At 56.6% G+C, this 286-nt stretch carries 1 pseudogene; it reads right to left on the bottom strand.

The features are described 5' to 3' along the window. Positions 1 to 286: pseudogene (locus SBI19_RS29420) on the bottom strand (glycosyl hydrolase); the annotation flags it as partial.

The raw sequence follows: 286 nt of genomic DNA, 5'->3' as shown, positions 1-286 counted from the left end.
CTCCTTGTCGCGGTCGCAGATCAGCACGCCGTCCATCACTTCCAGCTTGGCAACCTGAATGGATGAGCGGCGCGTTTCATAGCCCGAATCCTCCTCATGCCCATGAACACGGCCAGGATGAGTGAAATAAAAGATATACCCTTCATCGCCTTGGACGACCACATCGGCGTGAAGGCCGATCGTCCCGTCTTCCGCACGAATGCCAGGTTGGTCGAGAATGAGTCCGTTTCGTTCCCACGTCTCAAGATCATTCGAGCGGTACACGCCTTGACCGCGCCACTCGTCT

The organism is Paenibacillus sp. CCS19 (genome assembly GCF_033239625.1).
In the GTDB taxonomy this organism is placed as follows: Bacteria; Bacillota; Bacilli; order Paenibacillales; family Paenibacillaceae; genus Paenibacillus_T.
The sequence above is the reverse complement of the archived record's forward strand: the minus strand, read 5'-3'. Positions and strand labels throughout refer to the sequence as shown.